The 22,832-nt window shown below is 70.3% G+C and carries 22 protein-coding genes; 2 read left to right on the top strand and 20 right to left on the bottom strand.

Annotation, left to right across the window (positions count from 1 at the left end; all coding sequences use genetic code 11):
• Positions 1-75: 75 nt before the first annotated feature.
• The 12 genes from ACIBG6_RS33015 to ACIBG6_RS32960 form a co-directional block, all read right to left on the bottom strand.
• Positions 76-2,901, bottom strand: coding sequence for a DEAD/DEAH box helicase (locus ACIBG6_RS33015; protein ID WP_399226401.1), 2,826 nt, complete (start codon positions 2,899-2,901; stop codon positions 76-78).
• A gap of 44 nt (positions 2,902-2,945) precedes the next feature.
• Positions 2,946-3,875, bottom strand: coding sequence for a diacylglycerol kinase (locus ACIBG6_RS33010; RefSeq protein ID WP_399226400.1), 930 nt, complete (start codon positions 3,873-3,875; stop codon positions 2,946-2,948).
• 42 nt (positions 3,876-3,917) lie between these two features.
• Positions 3,918-4,826 (bottom strand): twin-arginine translocase subunit TatC, encoded by a 909-nt coding sequence (gene tatC / locus ACIBG6_RS33005; protein ID WP_399226606.1) that lies wholly within the window; start codon positions 4,824-4,826, stop codon positions 3,918-3,920.
• A gap of 104 nt (positions 4,827-4,930) precedes the next feature.
• Positions 4,931-5,224 (bottom strand): Sec-independent protein translocase subunit TatA, encoded by a 294-nt coding sequence (gene tatA / locus ACIBG6_RS33000; RefSeq protein WP_024755463.1) that lies wholly within the window; start codon positions 5,222-5,224, stop codon positions 4,931-4,933.
• Positions 5,225-5,409: 185 nt separating this feature from the next.
• On the bottom strand, positions 5,410-5,607 hold the full coding sequence (locus tag ACIBG6_RS32995; protein ID WP_024755464.1) for a hypothetical protein: 198 nt from the start codon (positions 5,605-5,607) through the stop codon (positions 5,410-5,412).
• Between the two features lie 35 nt (positions 5,608-5,642).
• Entirely contained in the window at positions 5,643-5,888 is a 246-nt protein-coding gene (locus tag ACIBG6_RS32990; protein ID WP_376314629.1) for a hypothetical protein, read from the bottom strand.
• A 142-nt stretch (positions 5,889-6,030) separates the two neighbouring features.
• Positions 6,031-6,984 (bottom strand): YafY family protein, encoded by a 954-nt coding sequence (locus ACIBG6_RS32985; protein WP_141298678.1) that lies wholly within the window; start codon positions 6,982-6,984, stop codon positions 6,031-6,033.
• 16 nt (positions 6,985-7,000) lie between these two features.
• On the bottom strand, positions 7,001-7,957 hold the full coding sequence (locus tag ACIBG6_RS32980; protein ID WP_329624407.1) for a WYL domain-containing protein: 957 nt from the start codon (positions 7,955-7,957) through the stop codon (positions 7,001-7,003).
• A 139-nt stretch (positions 7,958-8,096) separates the two neighbouring features.
• On the bottom strand, positions 8,097-8,468 hold the full coding sequence (locus tag ACIBG6_RS32975; RefSeq protein WP_399226397.1) for an FKBP-type peptidyl-prolyl cis-trans isomerase: 372 nt from the start codon (positions 8,466-8,468) through the stop codon (positions 8,097-8,099).
• Positions 8,469-8,511: 43 nt separating this feature from the next.
• A complete protein-coding gene (locus tag ACIBG6_RS32970; RefSeq protein WP_399226396.1) occupies positions 8,512-9,453 on the bottom strand; it encodes an FKBP-type peptidyl-prolyl cis-trans isomerase in 942 nt (313 codons plus the stop codon).
• Between the two features lie 117 nt (positions 9,454-9,570).
• Complete coding sequence (gene pafA, locus ACIBG6_RS32965) at positions 9,571-10,932, bottom strand: Pup--protein ligase (protein WP_384149163.1); 1,362 nt, start codon at positions 10,930-10,932, stop codon at positions 9,571-9,573.
• A gap of 69 nt (positions 10,933-11,001) precedes the next feature.
• Positions 11,002-12,294, bottom strand: a complete 1,293-nt coding sequence (locus tag ACIBG6_RS32960; protein ID WP_399226395.1) for an MFS transporter — start codon at positions 12,292-12,294, stop codon at positions 11,002-11,004.
• A 201-nt stretch (positions 12,295-12,495) separates the two neighbouring features.
• Here ACIBG6_RS32960 and ACIBG6_RS32955 point away from each other — a divergent pair, with 201 nt between their 5' ends.
• The gene (locus tag ACIBG6_RS32955; protein ID WP_399226394.1) at positions 12,496-13,515 is read left to right on the top strand and encodes a LacI family DNA-binding transcriptional regulator; all 1,020 of its coding nucleotides are present in this window, start codon (positions 12,496-12,498) and stop codon (positions 13,513-13,515) included.
• Between the two features lie 100 nt (positions 13,516-13,615).
• On the opposite strand, the gene prcA is transcribed toward ACIBG6_RS32955, so the two are convergent.
• The 5 genes from prcA to arc all read right to left on the bottom strand — a co-directional run bounded on the left by prcA (position 13,616) and on the right by arc (position 19,267).
• Complete coding sequence (gene prcA, locus ACIBG6_RS32950) at positions 13,616-14,368, bottom strand: proteasome subunit alpha (RefSeq protein ID WP_317593894.1); 753 nt, start codon at positions 14,366-14,368, stop codon at positions 13,616-13,618.
• A 46-nt stretch (positions 14,369-14,414) separates the two neighbouring features.
• Positions 14,415-15,254 carry a proteasome subunit beta gene (gene prcB / locus ACIBG6_RS32945; RefSeq protein ID WP_399226393.1) on the bottom strand — a complete coding sequence of 280 codons (840 nt, stop codon included), beginning with the start codon at positions 15,252-15,254 and terminating at the stop codon, positions 14,415-14,417.
• 161 nt (positions 15,255-15,415) lie between these two features.
• Complete coding sequence (locus ACIBG6_RS32940) at positions 15,416-15,628, bottom strand: ubiquitin-like protein Pup (RefSeq protein WP_055644448.1); 213 nt, start codon at positions 15,626-15,628, stop codon at positions 15,416-15,418.
• Between the two features lie 160 nt (positions 15,629-15,788).
• Positions 15,789-17,300 (bottom strand): depupylase/deamidase Dop, encoded by a 1,512-nt coding sequence (dop, locus tag ACIBG6_RS32935; RefSeq protein ID WP_384149171.1) that lies wholly within the window; start codon positions 17,298-17,300, stop codon positions 15,789-15,791.
• Between the two features lie 200 nt (positions 17,301-17,500).
• Positions 17,501-19,267 (bottom strand): proteasome ATPase, encoded by a 1,767-nt coding sequence (arc, locus tag ACIBG6_RS32930; RefSeq protein ID WP_141298694.1) that lies wholly within the window; start codon positions 19,265-19,267, stop codon positions 17,501-17,503.
• Positions 19,268-19,509: 242 nt separating this feature from the next.
• Here arc and ACIBG6_RS32925 point away from each other — a divergent pair, with 242 nt between their 5' ends.
• Positions 19,510-19,821 (top strand): ferredoxin, encoded by a 312-nt coding sequence (locus ACIBG6_RS32925; protein ID WP_399226392.1) that lies wholly within the window; start codon positions 19,510-19,512, stop codon positions 19,819-19,821.
• Positions 19,822-19,825: 4 nt separating this feature from the next.
• Here ACIBG6_RS32925 and ACIBG6_RS32920 read toward each other — a convergent pair whose 3' ends face one another.
• The 3 genes from ACIBG6_RS32920 to ACIBG6_RS32910 all read right to left on the bottom strand — a co-directional run bounded on the left by ACIBG6_RS32920 (position 19,826) and on the right by ACIBG6_RS32910 (position 22,733).
• Entirely contained in the window at positions 19,826-20,410 is a 585-nt protein-coding gene (locus tag ACIBG6_RS32920; RefSeq protein ID WP_399226391.1) for a hypothetical protein, read from the bottom strand.
• A 275-nt stretch (positions 20,411-20,685) separates the two neighbouring features.
• On the bottom strand, positions 20,686-21,573 hold the full coding sequence (locus ACIBG6_RS32915; protein WP_351193250.1) for a tRNA (adenine-N1)-methyltransferase: 888 nt from the start codon (positions 21,571-21,573) through the stop codon (positions 20,686-20,688).
• Between the two features lie 26 nt (positions 21,574-21,599).
• Positions 21,600-22,733, bottom strand: coding sequence for a site-2 protease family protein (locus ACIBG6_RS32910; RefSeq protein ID WP_399226605.1), 1,134 nt, complete (start codon positions 22,731-22,733; stop codon positions 21,600-21,602).
• Positions 22,734-22,832 lie beyond the last annotated feature (99 nt).

Here is a 22,832-nt window from a genome sequence, read left to right as displayed (position 1 = left end):
ATGCTCACAGGGGACGGAACGCCCAGTGCCCGTGGCGTGATCGCCACGGGCACTGGCCTGAAGGAACCGGAGCCGTCAGCCCACCGAGCTGTAGGCGACGACACCCCGCAGCAGCGACTCGACGGCCTTGCGGGCGTTCTTGGAGACCGTGCTGTTCTCCTTGGGCGCCGCGGCGGCGATCTGTCCGAGGACGTCGATGACCTGCTTGCACCAGCGGACGAAGTCACCGGCGGGCATCTCCGCCTCGCGGAGCACCTCGTCGAGGCTCTTGTCGGAGGCCCACTGGTGGGCGGCCCAGGCGAAGCCGAGGTCCGGCTCGCGCTGCCCGACCCCCTCCGCCTGGTTGATCTTGAACTCCTCCTCAAGGGCGTCGAGACGGCCCCAGATCCGGACCATCTCACCGAGCGCCGCCTTGGCGTTGCCCGTGGGCAGCTTCGGTGCGACGGCGTCGTCGGCCTGGCGCGACTCGAACACCAACGCCGAGACACAGGCCGCAAGTTCGGGCGGGGTGAGACCCTCCCAGACACCGTCCCGGAGGCATTCGCTCGCCAGGAGGTCCAGCTCGCCGTAGAGCCGGGCCAGCCGCTTGCCGTTGTCCGTGACCTCGTCGGCCCGCAGGTAGTCCAGCTCGGTGAGGAGCGCGACGATCCGGTCGAAGGTCCGGGCGATCGTGTTGGTACGGCCCTCGATGCGCCGCTCCAGCTGGTGCGTGTCGCGCTGGAGGCGGTGGTAGCGCTCGGCCCAGCGGGCGTGGTCCTCGCGCTCGTCGCAGCCGTGGCAGGGATGGGCGCGGAGCGCGGTGCGCAGCCGGGCGATCTCGCGGTCGTCGGCGGCGGCCGCGCGCTGCTTGTGGTGACGCTCGGGATGGACGTGCCCGGCCTTGGTCCGCAGCGCGGACGCGAGATCCCTGCGGGACTGCGGCGAGCGCGGGTTGAAGGACTTGGGGATCCTCATGCGGTCGAGCGCCTCGACGGGGACCGGGAAGTCGATGGAGGCGAGCCTCTTGACCTGCCGCTCCGCGGTGAGGACGAGCGGACGCGGTCCGTCGTGCTGCTCGAAGCCCCGGTGGCCGTTGGTCCGCCCCGCGGGGATGCCGGGGTCGAGGACGAGGGCGAGTCCCGCGAACTTGCCGGTGGGGACATGGATGATGTCGCCCGGCTTGAGCTTCTCCAGCGAGCCGGCCGCCTGGGCGCGCCGCTGCGCGGCGCCCTGCCGGGCCAGTTCCGTCTCGCGGTCCTTGAGGTCGCGGCGGAGCCGCGCGTACTCCTCGAAGTCGCCGAGGTGGCAGGTCATGCCCTCGCGGTAGCCCTCCAGGCCCTCCTCGTTCTTCTGGACCTGGCGCGAGATGCCCACGACGGAGCGGTCGGCCTGGAACTGGGCGAAGGAGGTTTCGAGGAGCTCGCGGGAGCGGTGGCGGCCGAACTGGTCGACGAGGTTGACCGCCATGTTGTACGAGGGCCGGAAGCTGGACCGCAGCGGGTACGTGCGCGTGCCCGCGAGCCCGGCGAGGTGGCCCGGGTCGAAGCCGCGCTGCCAGAGGACCACGGCGTGGCCCTCGACGTCGATGCCACGGCGGCCGGCGCGGCCGGTGAGCTGGGTGTACTCGCCGGGCGTGATGTCGGCGTGCTGCTCGCCGTTCCACTTGACGAGCTTCTCCAGGACGACGGACCGCGCGGGCATGTTGATGCCGAGGGCGAGCGTCTCGGTGGCGAAGACGGCCTTCACGAGGCCGCGGACGAAGAGCTCTTCGACGACCTCCTTGAAGGTGGGGAGCATGCCGGCGTGGTGGGCGGCGATGCCCCGCTCCAGCGCTTCGAGCCACTCGTAGTAGCCGAGGACGTGGAGGTCCTCGGTGGGGATGGAGGCGGTCCGCTCCTCGACGATCTCGCGGACGCGCAGACGTCCCTCTTCGTTGTTGAGGCGGAGCCCGGCGTAGAGGCACTGCTGGACGGCGGCCTCGCAGCCGGCGCGGCTGAAGATGAAGGTGATGGCGGGCAGGAGCCCCTCGGCGTCGAGACGCTCGATGACCTCGGGGCGGCCGGGGGTCCAGATGCGGGAGCGCTGGCGGCGCTCGCGCTCGCGGTCCGCCTCACGGATCATCTTGCCGCGGCGCCGGTCACGCGGGTTGTACGTCGAGTTCTCGGTGCGGGCGAGGCGGACGAGGTCGGGGTTGACCTCGCGGCGCGCGGAGCCGCGGCCGCCGTGGTCGGTCTCCTCCTCGAAGAGGTCGTACATCCGGCGTCCGGCCAGGACGTGCTGCCAGAGCGGTACGGGACGGCTCTCGGAGACGATGACCTCGGTGTCGCCGCGGACGGTGTCGAGCCAGTCGCCGAACTCCTCGGCGTTGGACACGGTCGCGGAGAGTGACACCAGCGTGACGGATTCGGGGAGGTGGATGATCACTTCCTCCCAGACGGCGCCGCGGAAGCGGTCGGAGAGGTAGTGCACCTCGTCCATCACGACGTAGCCGAGGCCGGAGAGGGCCTGTGACCCCGCGTACAGCATGTTGCGGAGGACTTCGGTGGTCATGACGACGATCGGCGCGTCACCGTTGACGCTGTTGTCGCCGGTGAGCAGGCCGACCCTGTCCGCGCCGTAACGCTTGACGAGGTCGGCGTACTTCTGGTTCGACAGCGCCTTGATGGGCGTCGTGTAGAAGCACTTGCGGCCCTGGCTGAGGGCGAGATGGACGGCGAACTCGCCGACGATGGTCTTCCCGGAGCCCGTTGGCGCGGCGACGAGCACGCCCTTGCCCGACTCGAGGGCCTGGCACGCCTCGATCTGGAAGGGGTCCAGGTCGAAGTCGTACATCTCGCGGAAGGGGGCCAGCGCGGTCCGCTGCTCGGCATTTCGGGCGAGCGCGGCTGCGTACGCTTCGGCTGGTGTGAGGTCCTCTGTCATCTTGTCATCGAGCCTACCCGCCGCCTCTGACAGTGACGCGATCTTTATCGGGGCAATGCTCCCGGGGGCGCGGGAGGCGCCAGCACGCGCAGGGCGCCGGGGACGCACTCCACCGTGAGGGGCAGCCGGCCGAGGGGCTCGCCGTCGGCGTAGCCGGTGATGCCGGGGGCGTCGAGCGTGAGGGAGCGGACGCGGTACGTGGTGACCTTCGGGTGGTCGAGGTGGGTGCCGCGGTAGACGCGGGGGAACACCTTGATCAGCGTGGCGCGGGAACAGTCGCCGACGACGGTGACGTCGAGGAGTCCGTCGTCGGTACGGGCATCGGCGCAGATGCGCATGCCGCCGCCGTAGGACGTGCCGTTGCCGACGGCGACGAGGGTCGCGTCGGTCTCGACGACCCGCCCGTCGTCGAGGGTCAGCCGGTAGGGGACGGGCCGGAAGGCCGCGAGTTCGGCGAGGATCGCGAGGTCGTACTTGAAGCGTCCGGCGGGGAGGCGCATGCGGTTGCCGCGGTCGTTCACGCGGGAGTCGAAGCCCGAGGCGAGGACGGTGCCGAACCAGCGGGTGGTGGTGGGCCCCGTGATCCGCCCGAGGTCCATCGCGTGGCCGCCGGCGCCCTTGAGGAGCTCGGCGGTGACGCGGGCGGCCGCCGCCGGGGCGCGGACCGGCAGGCCGAGGGTGCGGGCGAAGTCGTTGCCGGTGCCGACGGCGATGACTCCGAGCGGCGTCCGGGTCCCCGCGACCGCCTGGAGCGCGAGGGAGATCATGCCGTCGCCGCCGACGGCGACGAGGGCACCGGTCCCCGCGTCGACGGCCTCGCGGGCGCGCCGCAGGGCGTCGTCGGCGTCGTGCCCGAGGAGGGTGCGGACGGAGAATCCGGCGTCCCTGAGGGCCCGTGCGGCGGGTTGCGCGGCGTGGGCGCCCCGGCCGCGGCCGGCGGTGGGGTTGACGAGGAGAGTGATGTCGCTGGTCATGTGGGGGTCCCCCCGGACGGAGTCTGGGGGGACCCTACAAGATCAGGTGATGTCGTCGTAACCGTTGACCCGGTGGGCGACGGATCCCCCGGTCTCCCCCGGCCCGGTCGCCTGCTCGGGCAGGGCCCGCGCGGCGCCGACGGGTTCGATGGCACCGACGGCCTCGGGGGTGAGGTCGAGTTCGGAGGCCTCGTCGTCGTCGAGAGCGGCGTCGGGGTTGTTGCGCTTGCGCCGCCGGTCGTTCAGGAGCGAGAAGCCGACGGCACCGAAGTACAGGATCGTGATGGGCCCCGCGAGGGCGATCATGCCGATCGGGTCGGTGGTGGGGGTGATGACGGCGCCGAAGACGAAGACGCCCATGATCACGCCGCGCCACCATCCGGCCATGCGGCGGCCGGTGAGGACACCGGTCAGGTTGAGCATCACCAGGACGAGCGGCAGCTCGAAGGCGAGACCGAAGACGAGCACCATGCGCAGGGTGAAGTCGAGGACGTCACCGAGCGAGAGGAGGTTCGCCGAGCCGGCGGGCGTGAGGCTGATGAGCACCTTCACGCTGATGGGGAGGATCAGGTACGCGAGGTAGGCGCCGGCGGAGAACAGCGGCACGGCCGCGCCGACGAAGGCGTACGTGTACTTCTTCTCGCTCTTGTGCAGTCCGGGCGCGACGAAGGCCCATAGCTGGTAGAGCCAGACGGGGCTGGCGATGACGAGGCCCGCGGTCAGCGACAGCTGGATCGTCGTGCTGAAGGGGGCCATCAGCGTGCTGAAGACGACCTCCGCGCAGTTGCCGCCGTCACTGGTGACGCCCGGTGGGCACTTGGGCACCGGATCCGACAGGAACTGCATCAGCTCCTCGCTGTACACGAGGGCCACGATCGTCACCGCGGTGATGGCGAGGAGAGCCTTCGCCAGGCGGTTGCGGAGTTCACGCAGGTGCTCCACGAGGGGCATCCGACCCTCGGGATCCTTCTCCTGCTTGCGGGCAGACTTGGGCAACCCACGTCCTCATCTCGTGCGGCAGCCGCCGCACGGTGCGGCGGCCGCGGCGGACCGGGTCAGCGCTTGGTGGTGTCCGAGGGCTCGGTCACGGGACGCGAGCTGGTCACGTCGCCGGGAGCGGCCTGGATCGTGCGCGGCGCGGGCTGCGCGTCCTGCGCTCCGGTTCCGGCGTGCGGCGGGTCGGCGGGGGCGCTCTGCTGGTCGTCCGACTTCATCGCCTTGGCCTCGCTCTTGAGGATGCGGGCCGACTTGCCCAGCGAGCGGGCCATGTCCGGGAGCTTCTTGGCGCCGAACAGGAGAATGATGACGACGAGGATGAGAATGATCTCGGTGGGGCCGAGCCTACCCATAGCTTTTACCTTCTTCACCGAGGCGACATTGGAGTGCGTGCCCGGCGGGTCGGACAAGCGTCCGGCCACCGCGCTGCCTGCGATCGTAACCCGCAGGAGTAAACGCGAGGCAATGCCCGTGCATACTCCCGATTGCGTCCCGCGACCCCGGACCGAGGCCGCTTCGTGCAGCGTACGGCACCGACTCAGCGCAGTGACTCGCCGGTTCGGGCCAGTCCCACGGCGGCCGTTTCGAGCTCTTCGGCGGCCTGGGTGATCCGTTCTGTGGTGCGGGCCACTTGCCGGCCGAGGCGCTGGACCTCCAGGAACACCTTGATGCCGAGAACGCCGAGGACGGCGATGCCGAGGAAGCCGAGGGCGATGGCGAGCATGGGCCAGAACATGGGCAGAGCCTAGACCTTGAGCGGGTAGGGGTCGTTCAGACGGTGGTGTGGAGACGTAGGGTGCGGACGCCGCCGCCGGTGAGGAGTTCGACGATGCGTTCGCCCGCGGGCTTGCGGACGGAGCTGCCGCACTCGGGGCAGGTGAAGGAGTAGAAGGTGGTCCGCCGGCTGGCGCCGATGGCGAGGCGCAGGGCGCTCGCGGAGAGCTCGAAGCGGGAGCGGCAGTCGGGGCAGGCGGCCTTGAAGAGGACCGGGGCCATCGTCGCAGCAAGACCAGGCATGACGGACATCTCCCTCGTTTCCCTACGGCAACATCCGGTTCGGCAACCACCGGGTTCGGCGAGAACCGGTTCGGCGACGACCGGTCAGGCGACGACCGGTTCGGCAACTACGTCAGCAACAGCGTTCTCGCAGCGGAGAGCGTCACACGCCCTCGTACGCGGCGAGTGCGGCGGTCGCCGCCTCCCGGGCGCTGTCGGCGAGCTCGCGCGGCGCCACGATCCGCCCGTCGCTGCCCAGCCGGAGGGCGAGCCTCCGCAGCGAGGCCGGGTCCGGAGTTCGCAGAGTGATCCGCAGGCCGCCGTCGGGCAGCTCGTCGGCGCGGTCGTGCGGGTAGTACTCGGCGACCCACCGGCCGCCGGGGCCGACCTCGACCACGACCTCGGGATCGTCGGCGGAGGGCTGGACCAGCCCCTCGGAGAGATCGCGCAGTTCCAGCTCGGGCGGCGCGGCGTGCTCGTCGAGGAGTCGGATCTCGACGACCCGGTCGAGACGGAAGGTGCGGCGCGCCTCGGAGAGCCGGCACCAGGCCTCCATGTACGTGTGGCCGACGGCGAAGAGCCGGATCGGGTCGACCTCGCGCTCGGTGAGCTCGTCGCGCGCGGGCGAGTAGTAGCGCACCCACAGCCGCCTGCGCTCCGAGATCGCCCGGTCGACCTCGGCGAAGACGCCGCCCTCGGACTCGAAGGTGACCGAGAGCCGGGAGCTGGCGCCGGCGGCCTCGCCGGCCGCGGCCTCCAGCTTGGCGGTGGCGCGGACCAGCGCGTCCCGGTCGCTCTCGCGGAGCCCGGGCAGGGTGGCGACGGCACGGGCGGCGACCAGGAGGGCGGTCGCCTCGTCGGCGGCGAGCCGCAGCGGCGCGGCGACGTCGTCGGGGTTGTGCCACCAGATCCGGTCGCCGTCGGTGTCGATGTCGAGCAGATCGCCGCCGCGGAAGCTGGTGCCGCACATGGGCAGCACGTCCAGGTCGGAGATCAGCTCGTCCTCGGTGATCCCGAAGGCGCGCGCGACGTCGGCGACGTGGGCGCCGGGGCGCTCACGGAGATACGTGACGAGGGACAGCATCCGCCTCGTCTGGTCGATCGCGTTGGCAGCCATGCGGTACGTCTCCCCCTCAGCCCTTGGCCACGGCGCGCAGCCGGTCCAGTACATCCGCCCGCAGATCGGCGGGTTCCCGTACGACGACGTCCGGGCCGAACTCGACCAGCCAGGCGTCGAGCCCGTGCCCGTACGGGATCTCCAGCTCGTCCCAGCCGTCGTCGCCCACCTCCACGGACTGGGCGCGGGCCCGCAGCGGGTAGCCGCAGCCGGCGCGCAGCCGGATCCGCGCGGAGCGGGTGGCGGTCTCCCCCGCCCAGCTCTCGACGGTCTCGCGGACGGTGACGACGTCGGGCACGGGCGCGGTGAAGGCGCCGGCCCGGGAGCGGACCTTGCCGGTGATCCGGGAGAGGCGGAAGACGCGCTCGGCGCCCCGGTCCCGGTCCCAGCCCGCGAGGTACCAGTGGCCGCGCCAGCATTCGAGGGTCCAGGGCTCGACCTGGCGGGTCTCGGGGCGGGCGGCGTTGGCCTTGCGGTAGTCGAAGACGACGGGCCTGCGGTCGCGGCAGGCCAGCATGAGGGGCTCGAAGGCGGCCTCGTGCACCGGGATGCGGGGTTCGAGGGCGCTGGGCTGGACGTCGTACGAGTCCTCCGCCTCGGGCATGCCGGCGGCGCGCAGCTTCTGGAGGGCGCCGCTGGCGGCACCCGCGAGCCGGGCCTGCTGCCAGACCCTGGCGGCGAGGCCGAGCGCGGCGGCCTCCTCGGCGTCGAGGGTGATGGGCGGGAGCCGGTTGGAGTCGCGGCGGGCGAGGTAGCCGGTCTCGCCCTCCAGGTTCTCGACGGTCTCGATGACGAGACCCAGCTCGCGCAGGTCGTCCTTGTCGCGCTCGAACATCCGGTTGAAGGCGTCGTCCCCGCTCGCTTCGAGGTAGGCCTCGATGGAGCCGCGGAGTTCGCGCTTGCTCAGCGGGCGGCGCGTCCCGAGCAGACACAGCGCGAGATTCATCAGCCGCTCGGACTTGGCAATCGCCATCGACGCCCCGCACCTCTTTTGCCGGATCCACTTGTCGGACGTCCGACCGTACCGCCCCGGAGTGTCGGGACAAAAGCCGAGGGCCCCCGCCGTGGATGGCGGGGGCCCTCGGATGACCTCACCGGTCGGACACGACCGATCAGACGGCGACCAGGTCGCAGACGAAGATCAGCGTCTCGCCCGGGGCGATCTTGGCGCCGGCGCCACGGTCACCGTAGGCGAGGTGGGCGGGGATGATCAGCTCGCGACGGCCGCCGACCTTCATGCCCTGGACGCCCTGGTCCCAGCCGGAGATGACCTGGCCGACACCGAGCCGGAACTCGAGCGGCTCGCCGCGGTTCCAGGAGGAGTCGAACTCCTCGCCGGTGGAGAAGGCGACGCCCACGTAGTGGACGCGGACGGTGGCGCCGGCCTTGGCCTCGGCGCCGTCGCCCTCCCAGATGTCCCTGATCTTCAGGTCCTTCGGCGGCTCGCCGCCCGGGAAGTCGACCTCGGGCTTCTCGATGCTCACTGAACTGCTCCTCATACTGATGAACTACGCGATCGGGACAGTCTTACATCTTCGTCAGGATGTCCACGGCGAACACCAGCGTGGAGTTCTTCGGAATGCCCTGCTGCTCCTTGTCGCCGAACGCCTCGGACGGCGGGGCGACGATGAGGACGCGGCTGCCGACCTTCTTGCCGACGAGACCGTCCTTGAGGCCCTTCAGCGTGAGCTGCGCGAGCGGGAAGTTCGCGGGCTTGCCGGTGGTGTAGGTCGAGTCGAAGACCTTGCCGTCCTTCCAGAGGGCGGCGACGTAGTTCACGACGACCGTGTCGGTCGCCTTGACGGCCTCGCCCTTGGACTCGAGCACGTAGTTCGAGACGAGCTTGGTCGGCGGGTCGACCTTGGGAACCGTCAGCGTGGGCGCCTTGCCGTCGGTGTTCGTCCCGACCTTCGGCAGGTCCTTGTTCTCCTGCGCGACCGGCGTGCCGGTGGCGGACTTCGGGATCGTGACGGCCTTCAGGATGTCCACGACGAAGACGAGGGTGGCGTTCGGCTTGATGCTCGGCGGCGAGCCGGCCTCGCCGTAGCCGAGCGCCGGCGGGATGCCTACCTCGATGCGGCTGCCGACCTTCTGCCCTTCGAGGGCCTGCTCCCAGCCCTTGATGACCTGGCCTTCACCGAGAGTGACGCTGAACGGCTGACCGCGGTCGAAGCTGTTGTCGAAGGGGGTGGTGGAGTCCCAGGCCTGGCCCAGGTAGTTCACCGAGAGCGCGTCGCCCTTCTTCGTCACCGGGCCGTCGCCCTCGCTGATGACGTTGACCTTGAGTTCCTTGGGCGGGTTGCCCTCGCCCTTGGCGAGGGTCGGCTTCTCCCCGAACTTCTCACCCGCGGTGATGGCGGGGAGTCCGTTCTTCATCGAGGCGGAATCGGAGCCCTTGTCGTCGCTGCCGCACGCCGCTGTCGAGAGCAGCAGCAGCGGGACGACGAGAAGGCCGGCAAGTCGGCGCACGTGTTCCTCAGATCTCAGACGGCACAGTAGTTGTCCCGACACTCTAGGGGGTGCTCCTGTCACGCCGAAGGGCTCCGCACGTCAAACGTGCGGAGCCCCATGACCGGTATGACCTGCTTACATTCCGGCGATCAGCTTTTCGACCCGGTCGTCGACGGAGCGGAACGGGTCCTTGCACAACACGGTGCGCTGCGCCTGGTCGTTGAGCTTGAGGTGGACCCAGTCGACGGTGAAGTCCCGGCGCTGCTCCTGGGCGCGGCGGATGAAGTCGCCGCGGAGTCGCGCCCTGGTGGTCTGCGGGGGCACCGACTTGCCCTCGAAGATCTTCATGTCATTGCAGATCCGGGCCGCCTGGCCGTTCTTCTGCAGCAGGTAGTAGAGCCCACGACGGCGGTGGATGTCGTGGTAGGCGAGGTCTATCTGCGCGACCCTCGGGTTCGACATGGTCATGTTGTGCTTGGCCCGGTACCGCTCGATGAGTCGGTGCTTCATGACCCAGTCGATCTCGGTCTCGATCTTGTCGAGCCGCTCGCTCTCGATCGCGTCGAGCGTACGGCCCCACAGCTCCAGGACCTGTGCGACGGTGCCGGTGCGGATGCCGCGCCGGTCGACGAAGTCGACGGCCTTCTCGTAGTACTCGCGCTGGACCTCCAGGGCGGAGGCCTCGCGGCCGCTGGCGAGCCGGACCTTGCGCTGGCCCGTGATGTCGTGGCTGACCTCGCGGATCGCCCGGATGGGGTTCTCCAGGGTCAGGTCGCGCATCACGGTGCCGGCCTCGATCATGCGGAGCACGAGGTCGGTGGCGCCGACCTTGAGCAGCATGGTCGTCTCGGACATGTTCGAGTCGCCGACGATGACGTGGAGGCGGCGGTAGCGCTCGGCGTCGGCGTGCGGCTCGTCCCGGGTGTTGATGATGGGCCGCGAGCGGGTCGTGGCGGAGCTGACGCCCTCCCAGATGTGCTCGGCACGCTGGGAGACGCAGAAGACCGCGCCACGCGGGGTCTGGAGGACCTTTCCCGCGCCGCAGATGAGCTGCCGGGTGACGAGGAAGGGAATGAGGATGTCCGCGAGTCGGGAGAACTCCCCGTGGCGGGCGACGAGATAGTTCTCGTGGCAGCCGTAGGAGTTTCCGGCGGAGTCGGTGTTGTTCTTGAAGAGATAGACGTCGCCCGCGATTCCCTCCTCGTGCAGGCGGCGTTCGGCGTCGACGAGCAGGCCTTCGAGAATGCGCTCGCCGGCCTTGTCGTGGGTGACCAGTTCGGTCACGTCGTCACATTCCGGTGTGGCATATTCCGGATGCGAACCCACGTCCAGGTACAGGCGGGCGCCGTTCCGCAGGAAGACATTGCTGCTGCGGCCCCATGACACGACACGGCGGAAGAGGTAGCGCGCCACTTCGTCAGGAGACAGTCGGCGCTGTCCCCTGAACGTGCACGTGACGCCGTACTCGTTCTCCAGCCCGAAAATGCGGCGGTCCATGTCTGAACATTACGCCTGACGGCGTGTGATGAAACCGGGTTGGGCGTTCCCGTTTCGATCATTTTCCGATCAGTGCGTGTTCTTTTCCGTGTGTACGGGCGTGGGGCCGCCCGCGCTGACGGCGTGTCGCGCGTCGGACTCGCCCGGAACAACCGGCCCCGCCGGGTTCACGGGTACGTGGAGGACTCGCCCGGTGGTGAGGAGGACGAGGAGGGCGATGAGGCCGCCCGCTCCGGCCACGGCGAATCCGGTGACGGTTCCGGCGAGTTCGACGGCGGGTCCCGCGACCGCGGAGCCGAGGGCCGAGCCGACGCCGAAGGTCGTGACGAGCCAGGAGAAGGCCTCGGTGACGGTGCCGGCCGGGGCGTGCCGGTCGACGACGATGAACGCGCAGGCGAGCACCGGGGCGAGGAACACGCCCGAGAGGACCGAGAGGCCGGTCATGGCGACCGGGCCGGGGGTCAGGGTGAGCGGCAGGTAGCAGAGCGCGAGGAGCAGGACGAGGACCCGCAGCCGCTTCTCGGGCGCTCCGCTCCACGTGCGGGCGCCGTAGGCGACGCCGCCGAGCAGGGCGCCGAGGCCCAGGGCGGCCATGAGCCAGCCGTAGACGGAGGGCCTGTCCAGGTCGTCGGCGTAGGAGACGGCGGCGACGGTGATGGAGCCCAGGGCGAGGCCGACGAAGAAGAAGGAGCCGAGGAGGGCGAGGAGACCGGGCGAGCGCAGGGCGCCCAGCCAGTGGGCCTCGCGGGGCGCGGAACGCCAGGTGCGGGAGGGCTCGGAGAGGACGACGGCGAGGGCGCCGAGGACGCCGAGGACGTTGATGACGAGGAGGGCGGCGGCGGGCGACCAGAGGGAGACGAGGAGGGTCAGCAGGAGGGGCCCGACGGTGAACATGACCTCCTGGGCGACCGCGTCGAGGGCGTACGCGCGGTGGACCCGGTCCTCGCGGCCGAGGACGCTCGGCCAGAGGGCGCGCAGTCCGCCCTCGAGGGGCGGGGTGAAGAGCCCGGCGAGGACGACGGCCGCGTAGGCGAGGGCGAGGTCGCCGATGCCGGTGAAGGCCAGCAGGACCATGCCGAGGGCGGAGAGGACGGCGGCGGGCAGCTGGACGCGCGGCTGGCCCTTGAGGTCGACGGCGCGGCCGAGGAGCGGCTGTCCGACGGCGGTGGCGACGCCGTAGGCGGCGATGAGGCCGCCGGCGAGCGTGTAGCTGCCGCCCTGGTCGCGGACGAACAGGGTGAGGGCGATCGGGCCGACGCCGTTGGGCAGGCGCCCGACGAGCGTGCCGGCAAGGAGCCGGGCGGCGTGCGGTGCCCGGAGTATGTCGAGATAGCCGCCGTGTGCCGTGGCCTCGGTGGCCATGTCGTCTCCCCTCACCCCCGGACTCCGCCGAGGTTTTACGTATAACGTCGACGTCATACGTACCATGTCGGCAGTGCGCGGGTCCACCCCGCGACCTGGGAGCGACCGGGTAGTGTCCGGATCCCACCCGACGTACCGAAGCACCCGGGACACCCCCGGCGCCGCGGGGCGTACCGGGACCCGTCCGACGCGGAGGCTTGTGTGCAGACCCCGGAGCCGCTCGGCGGCACGCGCCCGACCAGCCGGGACGTCGCCCGGGTCGCGGGCGTCTCGCAGGCCACCGTGTCGCTCGTCCTCGGCGACAAGTGGCGCGGGCGCGTCTCCGAGCGCACCGCCGACACGGTGCGGGAGGCGGCGCGGAGCCTCGGGTACCGCCCCAACCTCGCCGCCCGCAACCTCCGCCTCGGCCACACCCGTACGGCCCTGCTCGTCGTCCCGGCGCTCACCAACGAGTTCTTCGCCCGGGTCTACACGGGCGCGGCGACCGTCGCCGCCCGGCACGGCTTCGGGGTGGTCCTGTACCCCTCCCCCGACGGCGTCGGCCCCGCCAAGGACCCCTTCGCCTCGGCGCGGGCGGCGCTCGACGGGATCATCGCCTCCTCGATGGCCTCGGACGCCCTCAAGGCCTTCCGGGGCACCGACCTGCCCCTGGTCATGCTCGACAGCGACCCCGCCGACACCGGCGCCGCCGCCCACGTCAATCTCGACATCGCGGACGGCATGCGCCAGGTCACGGGCCATCTCCTCGCCCTCGGCCACCGACGCTTCGTCCACCTCGCGTCGGCCGTGCCGTCGTGGACCTTCGACGTCCGCGCCGCCGCGCTCGCCGAGGCCCTCTCCGGCGTGTCGGTACGGACCGTCCGCGCGCCCCTGGACGTGCACGGCGCGATGGCCGCCACCGAGCGGGCCCTCGCGGCCCCCGGACCTCGGCCCACCGCGCTCGTGTGCGACGACGACATCCTCGCGGCGGGCGCCTGCAAGGCCCTGCGGCGCCTCGGGCTGCGGGTCCCGGAGGACGTCTCGGTCACCGGCTTCGACGACCTCGCGCTCGCGACCGCCGTCGAACCGGAGCTGACCACCGTCTCGCTGCCCGCCGAGCGCATCGGCGAGCGAGGAATGGCGGCCCTCCTGGCCGTCCTCTCGGGCGAGCCGCCGCGTCCTGACGACCTCCCGGTCACCCTGGTGCCCCGCGGCTCCTCGGGGCCCGCACCGGCCGCCTGAGCCGCTCTCCCCGGAGACGCCGAGGGGCCCCGGTCCGCTCGCGCGCACCGGGGCCCCTCGGGCAGAACTCGGGCAGAGTCCGGACGGGACTCGGGCCCGACTACTCCTCCGGAACCTCGTCCGAGGGCTCGTCCGTCCTCGCCGCGGCGGCGTTGTCCGCCTCCAGGAGGCGCGACAGCTGCCGGCCGACGATCCGCTTGAACTTGCGCTGCTGCGGGCGCGTACGGTCCAGGACCGCCACCTCGAGGCGCTCCGCGGGGATCTCCCGCTCGCTGCCGTTGGTGTCCCGCGAGAGGGCCTGGACGGCCAGCTTCAGGGCCTCGGCCAGCGACATGCCGTCCCGGTGCCGCTGGTCCAGGAAGGAGCCGATCTGCTCCGCGTTGCCGCCGACGGCGACCGAACCGTGCTCGTCCACGATCGAGCCGTCGTGCGGCAGCCGGTAGATCTGGTCGCCCTCCGGCTCGGTGCCGACCTCGGCGACGACCAGCTCGACCTCGTACGGCTTCTCCCCCGCGCTGGAGAAGATCGTTCCGAGCGTCTGGGCGTAGACGTTGGCCAGGCCGCGCGCGGTGACGTCGTCCCGGTCGTAGGTGTAGCCCCGCAGGTCGGCGTAGCGCACGCCGCCGATGCGGAGGTTCTCGTATTCGTTGTACTTCCCGGCGGCGGCGAAGCCGATCCGGTCGTAGATCTCGCTGAACTTGTGCAGGGCGCGCGACGGGTTCTCGCCGACGAAGACGATGCCGTCGGTGTACTGGAGGACGACGAGGCTGCGGCCTCGGGCGATGCCCTTGCGGGCGTACTCCGCCCGGTCGGCCATGGCCTGCTGGGGTGAGACGTAGAACGGAGTGGACACCGGCGGTCCGTCCCTTTCTTCTGGGCTTCTACAGAGCGACGAGTGGTCAGAGCAGGGCGGCGCGCGGCCCGTCGGGCTGCGCGAGACGACCCTCGGTGACCGCCCGGGCCAGCTCGGAGGACTCGGCGTCGGTGAGCCTGCGGAAACCCTCCTCGGTGATGACGGTGACGAGCGGGAAGATCCGGCGGGCCATGTCGGGGCCACCGGTCGCCGAGTCGTCGTCCGCCGCGTCGTACAGCGCCTGCACGACCAGGGTCGTGGCCTGCTGCTCGGTGAGGTCGGATCGGTAGAGCTTCTTCATCGAGCCGCGCGCGAAGATCGAGCCGGAGCCGGTGGCGGCGTAGCCCTGCTCCTCGGAGCGGCCGCCGGTGACGTCGTAGGAGAAGATCCGGCCCTTCCCCTTGCCCTCGTCCCAGCCCGCGAAGAGCGGCACGACGGCGAGCCCCTGCATGGCCATGGCGAGGTTGCCGCGGATCATGGTGGACAGGCGGTTCGCCTTGCCCTCCAGGGAGAGCGTGGCGCCCTCCACCTTCTCGAAGTGCTCCAGCTCCAGCTGGAAGAGCTTGACCATCTCCACGGCGAGACCGGCGGTGCCGGCGATGGCGACGGCGGAGTACTCGTCGGCCGGGAAGACCTTCTCCATGTCCCGCTGCGCGATCATGTTGCCCATGGTGGCCCGCCGGTCGCCGGCGAGGACGACCCCGCCGGGGAAGGTGACCGCCACGATGGTCGTGCCGTGCGGGGCGTCGAGGACGCCCTCCGGCAGCTTCCGGTGGCTCGGCAGCAGCTCCGGCGAGTGGGCCGACAGGAAGTCCAGGAACGAGGACGATCCCGGCGTCAGGAAGGCCGCCGGCAGACGCCCGGTGCTACGAGGGTTGGCTTCCACGCGATTCCTTCCGGGTGGGAGAGTCGGCCCGCCGTGGGACGCACGGGCCGATCTTGCTTGCTGTGCACGGACCATACCCGTGCCACCGCCTGTCATCCGTCCCCGGGCCCACGGCTTTCTCCGGGGCTCCGGGGACGGAGGAGTACAGGCGCGGAAGGCGGCTACTCGCCGCCCTTCTGGACGAAACTACGAACGAACTCCTCCGCGTTGGACTCGAGGACGTCGTCGATCTCGTCCAGCACGGAGTCCACGTCGTCGCTCAGCTTCTCCTGGCGTTCCTGGAGATCGGAGCTCGCCTCCGTGGTGGTCTCCTCGACCTCCTCCGTGGATCGCGTCGCCTTCTGCTGTCCGCCGCCGGTGTCCTTGGTCGCCATATCCCTCACCCCGCTCGAAATCGGCCCGCTCGGTTGAGTCCGTACAAGATCAGACCCTATAGGTCGGGTCTGACTTCGGCCCCGCAGTTTCCACATCGCCCGGGCACTGTTTCCATGATTCCCAGTGCCGGCGCATTTCAGGCCCGTGCCGGGCCACCGATCATCCGCCGGAAAGCACGCGGACGAGTTCCTCCGCCGTACGGCAGCGGTCCAGGAGCGCCTTCACATGGGCTTTCGTGCCGCGCAGCGGCTCCATCGTCGGGACGCGCTGGAGCGAGTCCCGGCCCGGCAGGTCGAAGATCACCGAGTCCCAGGAGGCCGCGGCGACGTCGTCGGCGTACTGCTCCAGGCAGCGGCCCCGGAAATAGGCCCTGGTGTCCTCCGGAGGCGCCGTCTCGGCCTGCCGCACCTCGGTCTCGTCCAGGAGCCGCTTCATGCGCCCGCGGGCCGCCAGACGGTTGTACAGCCCCTTCTCGGGCCGCACGTCCGCGTACTGGAGGTCCACCAGGTGGAGGCGGGGCGCGTCCCAGTCCAGGCCGTCGCGGCGCCGGTAGCCCTCCATGAGCTCCCGCTTGGCGATCCAGTCGAGCTCGCCGGAGAGGCTCATCGGGTCGTTCTCGAGCCGGTTGAGGGTGTCCTCCCAGCGCGTGAGGACGTCCTTCGTCTGCTCGTCCGCGTCCGAGCCGTACCGCTCCTCCACGTACTTCCTGGCCAGCTCGAAGTACTCCATCTGCAACTGGACCGCGGTGAGCGTCCGGCCGCTGCGGAGCGTGACCAGGTACTGGAGGGTCGGGTCGTGCGAGACCTGGTGGAGCGTCCTGACGGGCTGGTCGACGGCGAGGTCCACGGTGATGAACCCGTCCTCGATCATCGACAGGACCAGCGCGGTCGTGCCGAGCTTGAGGTAGGTCGAGATCTCCGAGAGGTTCGCGTCCCCGATGATCACGTGCAGGCGGCGGTACCGCTCGGCGTCCGCGTGCGGCTCGTCGCGCGTGTTGATGATGGGCCGTTTGAGGGTGGTCTCCAGACCCACCTCGACCTCGAAGTAGTCGGCCCTCTGACTGATCTGGAAGCCGTTCTCCCGGCCGTCCTGACCGATGCCGACCCGGCCCGCCCCGGTGACGACCTGGCGGGAGACGAAGAAGGGGGTCAGGTGGCGCACGATGTCCGAGAAGGGGGTCTCCCGCTTCATCAGGTAGTTCTCGTGCGTGCCGTAGGAGGCGCCCTTGTTGTCGGTGTTGTTCTTGTAGAGGTGGATCGGCTGGGCTCCGGGGAGCTGGGCGGCACGGACGGCCGCCTCCGCCATGATCCGCTCGCCGGCCTTGTCCCAGAGGACGGCGTCCCGCGGGTTCGTGACCTCCGGCGAGCTGTACTCGGGGTGCGCGTGGTCCACGTAGAGCCGGGCCCCGTTGGTGAGGATCACGTTGGCGAGGCCGATGTCCTCGTCGGTGAGCTGGCTGGAGTCTGCGGCCTCGCGGGCGAGGTCGAAGCCGCGGGCGTCCCGCAGCGGATTCTCCTCCTCGAAATCCCAGCGGGCGCGGCGCGCCCGGTGCATCGCCGCCGCGTAGGCGTTGACGATCTGGGACGAGGTGAGCATGGCATTGGCGTTCGGGTGCCCGGGAACGGAGATCCCGTACTCCGTCTCGATGCCCATTACTCGCCGTACGGTCATGCGGCCCTCCTTGCCCGGCGTCGCTCACAGTGCGCGACTCGGCGTTACCGAAGAGCCTAGAGCGGCTCAGCGCTGGTGGGGAGATCACTTGCGGTATTTCCCGGGCTTCCGGGAGAAACCCGTGCTGCCGGGAGAAACGCTGGAAGGAATACACCGGCTGCGGATGCCCGGTTTCCGGACATCCGCAGCCGGTGGGCGTATTACAGGTACTGACCGGTGTTGGCCACCGTGTCGATGGAGCGTCCCGTGTCCGCGCCCTGCTTTCCGGTGACGAGCGTGCGGATGAAGACGATCCGCTCGCCCTTCTTTCCGGAGATCCTGGCCCAGTCGTCGGGGTTCGTGGTGTTGGGCAGGTCCTCGTTCTCCTTGAACTCGTCCACGCAAGCCTGGAGGAGGTGGGAGACCCGGATGCCCTTCTGGTTGTGATCGAGGAAGGCCTTGATGGCCATCTTCTTGGCCCGGTCGACGATGTTCTGGATCATCGCGCCGGAGTTGAAGTCCTTGAAGTAGAGGACTTCCTTGTCGCCGTTGGCGTACGTGACTTCGAGGAAGCGGTTCTCCTCGGATTCCGCGTACATCTGCTCGACGACCGACTGGATCATTCCGTGGGCGGCGGCGGCCTTCGAGCCGCTGTGCTCGGAGATGTCGTCCGTGTGGAGCGGCAGGGTGGCCGTGAGGTACTTCGCGAAGATGTCCTTCGCGGCCTCCGCGTCCGGACGCTCGATCTTGATCTTGACGTCGAGCCGGCCGGGCCGCAGGATCGCGGGGTCGATCATGTCCTCGCGGTTGGAGGCGCCGATGACGATGACGTTCTCCAGGCCCTCCACACCGTCGATCTCGGCGAGCAGCTGGGGGACGATGGTGTTCTCCACGTCCGAGCTGACACCGGATCCGCGGGTGCGGAAGAGGGATTCCATCTCGTCGAAGAAGACGATGACGGGGGTGCCCTCGCTCGCCTTCTCCCTCGCACGCTGGAAGACGAGGCGGATGTGCCGCTCGGTCTCGCCCACGTACTTGTTGAGGAGCTCGGGCCCCTTGATGTTGAGGAAGTAGGACTTCCCCGCGGGCTGACCGGTCACCTCGGCGACCTTCTTGGCCAGCGAGTTGGCCACGGCTTTCGCGATCAGCGTCTTGCCGCAGCCCGGCGGCCCGTAGAGCAGGATGCCCTTGGGCGGTCGGAGTTCGTGCTCCTTGAAGAGGTCGGGGTAGAGGTACGGCAGCTCGACCGCGTCGCGGATCAGCTCGATCTGGTTGCCCAGACCGCCGATCTTGTCGTAGTCGACGTCCGGGACCTCTTCCAGAACGAGCTCTTCGACCTCGCTCTTGGGGATGACCTCGTAGACGTAGCCCGATCTGGCGTCGAGCAGCAGGGCGTCGCCGGGGCGGATGGTGACGTCCAGCAGAGGCTCGGCGAGCCTCACCACCCGCTCCTCGTCGGTGTGCCCGACCACCAGGGCGCGCTCGCCGTCCTCGAGGATCTCCTTGAGGGTGACGATGTCTCCGGCACGCTCGTACTCCATGGCCTCGACCACGTTGAGCGCTTCGTTGAGCATGACTTCCTGGCCACGCCGGAGCTCTTCGAGCTCGACGCTGGGACTCACGTTCACCCGGAGCTTGCGGCCCCCGGTGAAGATGTCGCATGTGCCGTCCTCGTTGGCCTGCAGGAAGACACCGAAGCCGGCCGGCGGCTGTGCGAGCCGGTCGACCTCCTCCTTGAGGGCCACGATCTGGTCGCGGGCCTCACGGAGCGTATTGGCGAGCCGCTCGTTCTGCGCGGACACGCCGGCCAGGTTCGTCTGCAGCTCGACGATCCGCTCTTCGAGAATCCTCGTGTGTCGCGGAGAGTCGGCGAGCTTGCGGCGCAGGACGGCGATTTCCTGCTCGAGATAGGCAACCTGACCGGCGGGGTCCTCAGACCCTCGCCCCGGCCGGATGCCGCGGTTGATGTCGTCGTCGTGGGCTGCCACGGTCCTCACCTCCTCCAAGGGGAGCTGGACGCTTCCTGACCCTACCTGCGTGGGTGGTGATTGAAACCCCTAGATCAAAAAGACTCCGGGCCGTGTCCGATCTTCACCCTTGCGGTTCCCCTCTCGCCAGGGGAATACCCACCCTTTCGCCGTCTGAAAGCGGGCGGTTGTATCGTCGTCATGGGTCAACACCCTTCAGAGGTGGCCCGACTTACCCGCGCGAAGCAGAAACGGCAGGAGAAATGACCGTGCAGAACGAAGCCCCGGCAACGGGCGTCGAAGAGGCGCTGGAGGTCTGGATCGACCAGGACCTGTGCACCGGGGACGGGATCTGCGCGCAGTACGCTCCCGAGGTCTTCGAGCTGGACATCGACGGGCTCGCGTATGTGAAGAGCGCGGACGACGAGCTGCTCCAGGACAGCGGGGCGACGACGCCGGTGCCGCTGCCGATGCTCCAGGACGTGGTGGACTCGGCGAAGGAGTGCCCGGGCGACTGCATCCACGTGCGCCGGGTCGCCGACAAGGTCGAGGTGTACGGCCCCGACGCGGAGTGACGGGTCAGGCGCTCCGCGCCTCGGCACGGGTGGCGCGGACGAACGCGCCCCCCTGCCAGGCCCAGCTGACCTGCTCCTTCTCGTCGGGGCAGCACATGGGTACGCCGGGGGACGAGTAGCCGAGCAGCGTGGCGTGCACCGCTCCGTCGCGCACGGCGAGCTCGGTGACGTTCTTGCCCTCCCGCGGCGCGACGAGCGTGGCCACCACGCGCGCGGGGGCGCCCGTGCCCTTGCCGCGGGTGAGGACGTAGACGCCGCTCGGCGGTGTGCCCGAGCCGGCTTCGCAGTGCACGACCGCAACGGTCTCCGGGTTCCCGTCGCCGTCGAGGTCCCCGGAGACGCGCTTCGCGACCTTGTGCGGGGCTCCCGCGCACTCCAGGGGGTAGTCGGCCGCGGCGGCATCCGGAGCGGACGCCGGACGGGGGACGGCGGGGGCCGCCGTGGCTCCGGCGGGGCCGGGCTGGAGCAGTCCGGCGAGGGCGACGACCGCGGCGGTCGCGGTGGCGGTCGCCAGCCAGTGCGCCGGCCTGGCGTGGGTGTGCGCGAGGTCCGGCAGATCCGCGGGGTCCTGGGCGGCGGAGGGCTGCACGCGAGACGTCTCCTGTAGGGCTCTGGGCGGAGGGTTTCGGGCATCGTGCCACACGTCACAGGGTGACGGAACAGGTGGGGTCTCGCCGCACGGAGCCGGGGCTCGCCGCGCGCCCCGCAGGCCGAACATGAGGACGCCGCCGCCGAGTTCCCACCCGTGGGCGGGGAACTCGGCGGCGGCGCGGCACACATGTCGGGACGTCAGCCCCCGTACGGGGCGTGAGCCCCGCGTCAGGACGTCGGCATCGGTTCTGGGAGCGGGCCCCGTTTCAGGACTCAGCTCTTGTTGGGGCCTTCGTAGTCCTCGCCGTACGCGCCCTTGGCGGGGCGGCGGCGGCGCATCGGAGGCTCGACGCCGTCCGCCAGGCGGCGGGCGGTGACGAGGAAGCCGGTGTGGCCGATCATGCGGTGATCGGGCCGGACGGCGAGACCCTCGACGTGCCAGTTACGGATCATGGACTCCCAGGGCTGCGGCTCGGCGTAGCAGCCGAACTCGCGGATGGACTCCACGGTGCGCGCGAGCTGGGTGGTGGTCGCCACGTAGCAGCAGAGGATGCCGCCGGGGACCAGGGCCTTGGAGACGGCCTCCAGGCACTCCCAGGGAGCGAGCATGTCCAGGATGACGCGGTCGACGTCCGTGTCGGACAGGTTGTCCTGGAGGTCGCCGACGGTCAGCTGCCAGGCCGGGTGAGGGCCGCCGAAGTACCGCTCGACGTTGCCCTTCGCGATCTCGGCGAAGTCCTCGCGGCGCTCGTAGGAGTGCAGCATGCCGCTGTCTCCGATGGCGCGCAGGAGGAAGCTGCTCAGCGAGCCCGAGCCCACTCCCGCTTCCACGACGCGCGCGCCGGGGAAGATGTCGGCGAAGGCCAGGATCTGCCCCGCGTCCTTGGGGTAGACCACGGCGGCGCCGCGGGGCATGGACAGGACGTAGTCGGGGAGCAGGGGGCGCAGCGCGAGGTAGGCGACGTTTCCGGTGGTGCGGACAACGCTGCCCTCGGGGGCGCCGATCAGTTCGTCGTGCGGAAAAGAACCCTTGTGGGTGTGGAAGTTCTTTCCCTCTTCGAGCGTGAACGTGTAGTGACGGCCCTTGGGGTCGGTCAGCTGAACCTGGTCCCCGACCTTGAAGGGCCCGCGTCGGCGGGCGGCACCGGTCGGTTCGGACATGTGAGCACCCTATCAAGGGCCCAGGGTTACGAAGACGGTCGTGCCATGGCCCGGACGAACGCGCGCTCGACGTCGGTGGTGGCGAGGACGCCGTAGATCTCTCCGGTCTCCTCGACGACGAGGTACTCGGTCGCCGGGCAGGCGCGGAGATGGTCGAGCAGGGGCTGGCCGGTGAGCTCCGCGGGGACGCGCATGCCGTCGGCGAGGTCCTGGGCGAGGGCGCTGACGGCGACCCAGGGGCGGCGGTGCTGGGGGACGGCGGCGATGGCGGCCTCGCGGACGATGCCGGTGGGGTCGCCGCCGCTGTCGACGACGACGAGGGCGCGGGCGCCGGCGTCGTTGGCGCGACGGAGGGCCTCGGAGAGCGGGGTGGCGGGTTCGACGGGGATGGCGCGCCGGGTGAGGGTGCGGGCGCGGAGCTCGGGGAGGTGCTCGCGTAGCCGGGCCATGCGGAGGCTGTTTCCGGCGCCGGTCCAGATGATCGCGGCCAGGATGGCGGCGAGGAGCGCGTCGGTGACGGTGTCGAGGCCACTGATGTCGTCGGTGGCGTTGCCGAGGAAGCCGGTGCGGGTGAGCAGGGGCAGGCCGATGAGGACGAGGACGGCGAGGGCGCGGCCGACCCAGGCGGCGGCGACGGTGCCGCTCATGGGCTTGCCGGTGATCTTCCAGACGACGGCGCGGAGCATGCGGCCGCCGTCGAGGGGCAGGCCGGGGAGCAGGTTGAAGGCGGCGACGATCAGGTTCGAGATCATCAGGCCGGCGAGGATGACACCGGGGACGGTGCCGGGCTCGACGGCGTACATCGAGAGATAGAACACGCCGGCGAGGACGAGGGAGAGGAGCGGGCCGACGAAGGCGAGGACGAATTCGCGGCCGGGGGTCTCGGTCTCCTTCTCGATCTCGGAGACGCCGCCGAAGAACTGGAGCTGGATGCGGCGCACGGGCAGTTTGAACCGGAGCGCGGCGATCGTGTGTGCCAGTTCGTGGACGAGCACGGAGGCGTAGAAGGCGACGGCGAAGAAGAGGGAGACGAGGTAGCGGGCGGCGCCGAGTTCGGGCAGGACTCGTTCGATCTGGTCGCCGAAGACCCAGGTGATGAGGGCGGCGACGAGGAACCAGCTGGGTGCGACGTAGACGGGCACGCCGAAGGGGCGGCCCATGAGGATCCCGCCGCCGGGCTCCTCGGTCCGCTGCGGCTTGGGCTCGTCCTGGTTCACGGGTTCCTTTCGTCGCGACGGGTGACCCACGTCGGTGCGTCA

The organism is Streptomyces sp. NPDC050842 (assembly GCF_044456565.1).
GTDB lineage: Bacteria > Actinomycetota > Actinomycetes > Streptomycetales > Streptomycetaceae > Streptomyces.
This window is presented reverse-complemented; position numbering and strand designations above follow the sequence as displayed.